4 protein-coding genes are annotated in these 3,850 nt (G+C 75.8%); 1 reads left to right on the top strand and 3 read right to left on the bottom strand.

The window, feature by feature from the left end:
• Positions 1 to 1,093: DUF2398 family protein (locus ACFU6K_RS33400; RefSeq protein ID WP_380669477.1), on the bottom strand; the 1,093-nt coding region annotated here is incomplete at its 3' end.
• A 225-nt stretch (positions 1,094 to 1,318) separates the two neighbouring features.
• Here ACFU6K_RS33400 and ACFU6K_RS33395 point away from each other — a divergent pair.
• The gene (locus ACFU6K_RS33395; RefSeq protein WP_380669475.1) at positions 1,319 to 2,038 is read left to right on the top strand and encodes a lysoplasmalogenase; all 720 of its coding nucleotides are present in this window, start codon (positions 1,319 to 1,321) and stop codon (positions 2,036 to 2,038) included.
• A gap of 111 nt (positions 2,039 to 2,149) precedes the next feature.
• Here ACFU6K_RS33395 and ACFU6K_RS33390 read toward each other — a convergent pair whose 3' ends face one another.
• Positions 2,150 to 2,773, bottom strand: a complete 624-nt coding sequence (locus ACFU6K_RS33390; protein WP_380669473.1) for a hypothetical protein — start codon at positions 2,771 to 2,773, stop codon at positions 2,150 to 2,152.
• 210 nt (positions 2,774 to 2,983) lie between these two features.
• Positions 2,984 to 3,826, bottom strand: a complete 843-nt coding sequence (locus ACFU6K_RS33385) for an exodeoxyribonuclease III (RefSeq protein WP_380669479.1) — start codon at positions 3,824 to 3,826, stop codon at positions 2,984 to 2,986.
• Positions 3,827 to 3,850: the final 24 nt, after the last annotated feature.

Below are 3,850 nucleotides of genomic sequence, written 5' to 3'. Positions count from 1 at the left end.
GCACGAAGGAGTCGTCGGCCGGGCCTTCGGCCGGCAGCTCGCCGAGCACCTGCCACCCGGCCAGCGCCGCCAGCGCCATGGCGAGGTCGGCCGGTTCGGCGGTGAGTTCGGGGGCGGCGGCGTCCATCGCGTCGAGCAGTCGCCGGTAGCCGAGCTCCTCCGGGGCGTCGACCAACAGCGCGAGCGCGAGGGCGAGTTGGGCGTACCCGGCCGGAGTGAACGGAGCGCCGGTGGCGGGGTGTTCGAGGCGGCGCGCGGCACCGGGGCCCAGGCCGGCCTTGCAGAGCCGGGCGTGCCAGGGGCCGACCACGAGGCGGTAGCCGAGCAGGGTGTCGAAGCGCTCGGCGAGCCAGTCCCGGTGACGGCGGATCAGCGGGAAGCCGTCGGCGTGCGGGCCGGAGGCGGTGACCAGCGGGTGGGCGAGCAACAGCCGCGCGGCGATCCGGCGTTCGGCCACCGGGAGCTCCTCGCCGGAACGGCCCTGCGCGACGACGGTGGGCGGTGCCACCCGCGTGCGTTCGGGCCTGCGGTGCCGGCCCGGCCGACCCGTCTTGGCACCCGACCGGACGACGGGCAGGGCGGCGTCGTCGCGCCGGGCGCGGCGCAGCCCGCCCTCGGTGCGGTCCTCGCGGGGGCGTACGGGCGTGGCGGAGTGCGCGGTGGGGCCGTGCCACCAGCTGACGCCGGGATCGGCGGCGGGCTCGGCGGCGGTGCCGAGGTGGCGGGCGGGGTAGAGGCCGAAGGAGGCGGTGCAGAGGTCGTCGGCGGTGCCGGGGGTGGCGGCGGCGAACCAGTGGGCCAGGCGCAGCAGCCCCGGGTCGGGCGAGAGCGTCACGTCGACGGCCGCGGGCTCCGACGCCTGCGGGCCGTCAGCACCGCTCCCCTCGGCCGCCCCCGGCGCCCTGTCAGCCGGACCGGAGGCGCGGCCGGCCGCGGACCCGGAGGCACCACCGGCGTCGGGACCAGCCTCGGGACCGGCTTCGCGTACGGCGAGGACGGCGGCGGCGGTTCCCCGCCCTGCCCCGCCCGTGCGTCCGTCCGGCCTGCCGGCGGCCACCCGGGTGGCGCCGACCGCGTAGTCCTGCTGATCCATGTCGGGGTCCAGACTAGACGGTGCTCGGGCCACCCGACCGCAGCAACCGCCCTCCTGAGGAACTCTCCGCAAGAGCCCTCGAAGCGGCCGCCCGCGCTCCGCTCACCGGCCGCGCCGTCATCCGCCGCACCCCATCGGGGTTACGCACCGGTAACCGGCCCTTCCACCGCCGGTCCGGCTCCTCTAGGGTCGGTCCGAAGCAGCGGATCACCGAGAGGCGCACGCATGACCGTCCGTACCACCACCCGCGTCGGCCTCGGGGCGCGCCTGCGCTCGGCCACCGGCCTGCTGGGCGGCTTCGCGGCCACCTCGGCGGCGCACCTGGGCGCGATCGCCTCCGGCGCCTCGGTGCTCCAGAACGCCACCAAGCCGGCCCTGATGCCGCTGCTCGCCGCGCACAGCGTGGCGGCGGCCGCGAAGGCCGGGCGGGAGGCGCCGAAGCTGCTGGCGCCGGCGCTGCTGCTGAGCGCGGGCGGGGACGTGCTGCTCCAGCTGAAGAACGACCCCGCGTTCCTCGCGGGCATGGGATCGTTCGCGGCGGCGCACGTCTGCTACGTGACGATGTTCGTCCGGCGCGGCGCGCTCACCGACCGCCGCCGGGCCCTGGTGGTCGCGGCCGCGTACGCGACGGCCTGGGTGGCCCTGGTCGGGCAGCTCTGGCCGGACCTCGGGGACCTGCGCGTGCCGGTGGCCGGCTACAGCCTGCTGCTCGCGTCGACGGCCGTCACCTCGGCCGGGCTGGGCTGGCGGACCGGGCTGGGCGGGGCGCTGTTCCTGCTCTCCGACACGCTGATCGCCACCCAGCTGGCGAAGTGGCGGGAGCTGCCGGGCCATCAGTTCTGGATCATGGCGACCTATGTGCTGGCCCAGTACCTGCTGGCCGACGGCACCCTCCGGCACCAGGACCGGCTCCACCGCGAGGGCGCCGAACCGCGGACCGCCTGACGCACCGGCGCACCGGCACACCAGCCCGACAGGGCGTCCCGACACGCCGCCGCGCCGCCGGTCCCGTCGGGATCCAGCGGCGCGGCACAGGGGCGCGCGGGGGCGAGGCCTTCAGGCACCGCGCCTCCGCAGCAGCCAGAAGCCGCCGACACCGCCCGCGACCAGCGCGAGGCCGCCGGCCAGCTCCCCCGGGTTCGCCGCGACCGAGCCACCGAGGCCGGTCTGCACGGCGCCGTGCGGGGCGACCTGCTGGTTGCCCGCGCCGGACTGCCCGAGCGATCCGGCCCACTCCCCCGCGGCCTCGCCCCACTCGCCGAGGCTCGGGTTCTTCTGGGGACTCCTGTCGCCGCTCTTGTCACCGCCCTTGTCGGGCACGGCCACGGTGGCGACCGTCACGCTGGTGGCGAAGGCCCCGCCGTCCGGGCAGGTGCCGTCGACCTTGCTGTCCCCGGCGTGCTGGCCGGCCAGCCGGGCGGAGCCGCTGTGCCTGCCGTCGGGGCCCAGGGTGAGGGTCGCCGGGCCTCCCTCGAAGGCGGCGGAGCGGGCGGTGATGGTCTTGGCGTCGGGTTTGTCCGACTTCTCGCAGGCGACCGTGACCGTCACGGTCTGGCCCGGTGCGGCCTGGGACGGGCTGACCGACGCGGCACCGTCCCTGGCGGATGCGAGGGGGGCCGTCAGGCCGGTCAGCGCCGTCGCGCCGATCAGGGCGGCGGCGGCCGTACGCATGGGGCGCATACCGGAACCTCCGGGATTCTCGGGCGCAGCCGGGGACTCCCATGTCCACTGGTCGAGCAGCTGCACCCGGTCATTCACCGACGGTAGGGACGCGCCCCGTGCTCGGCCAGCGCTCACGACCGTTCGGGTTACGACCCGTGACCCGTCGTGACGTCCGCGGCGGGGGTCATGCCGTGGCGCTCACATGGAGTGGCGCCCTCCCGGTGCGGCTCAGAGGTCGAGGTCCACCACGACCGGCGCGTGGTCCGAGGTGCCCTTGCCCTTGCGGGCCTCGCGGTCCACGTAGCTGTCGGTGACGGCTTCGACGAAGGGCTTGTTGGCGTAGGTGAGGTCGATCCGCATGCCCCGGTTCTTGGGGAAGGCCAGCTGGCGGTAGTCCCAGTAGGTGTAGGGGTGGTCGTACTTGAGCGGGCGGGGCAGCACGTCCTGGAGGCCGATCCCGCCGAGGGCGGTCAGCGCGGCGCGCTCGACCGGGGTGACGTGGGTGAGGCCCTCGAAGGCGGCGGCGTCGAAGACGTCGTCGTCGGTCGGGGCGATGTTGAAGTCCCCGAGGACGGCGAACGGGCGGGGGCCGGCGGCGTCCTCGGTGGCGGCCTTGCGCAGCGCCTCCAGCCACTCCAGCTTGTACTGGTAGTGCGCGTGGCCGACCTCGCGGCCGTTCGGCACGTAGACCGACCAGACCCGGACCGGGCCGCAGGTGGCGGCGATGGCGCGCGGCTCGACCTCGGGCAGCAGGGCGCCGTCGGGGAGGTAGCCGGGCTGGTCGGGGAGGCCGCGCACGACGTCGTCCAGGCCGATCCGGGAGACGATCGCGACGCCGTTCCAGCGGCCGCTGCCGTGCGCGGCCGTCTCGTAGCCGAGCTCGCGGACGGCCTCGTACGGGAAGGCGTCGGCCGCGCACTTGAGCTCCTGGAGGCAGAGCACGTCGGGCTTGGCGCTCTCCAGCCACTCCAGGAGCTTGGGCAGCCGCGCGGTGACGGAGTTGATGTTCCAGGTGGCGATGCGGACGGTCACGGCGGGCGGCCTTCCCGGTGGTTCGGTGCGGACGGGCATGCAGTCGGGCATACGGACGGGGTG

This window comes from Kitasatospora sp. NPDC057512 (assembly GCF_042802135.1).
Taxonomy (GTDB): Bacteria; Actinomycetota; Actinomycetes; order Streptomycetales; family Streptomycetaceae; genus Kitasatospora.
Note: the sequence above shows the minus strand (reverse complement) of the source record. Positions and strands in the feature narration are given on the sequence as shown.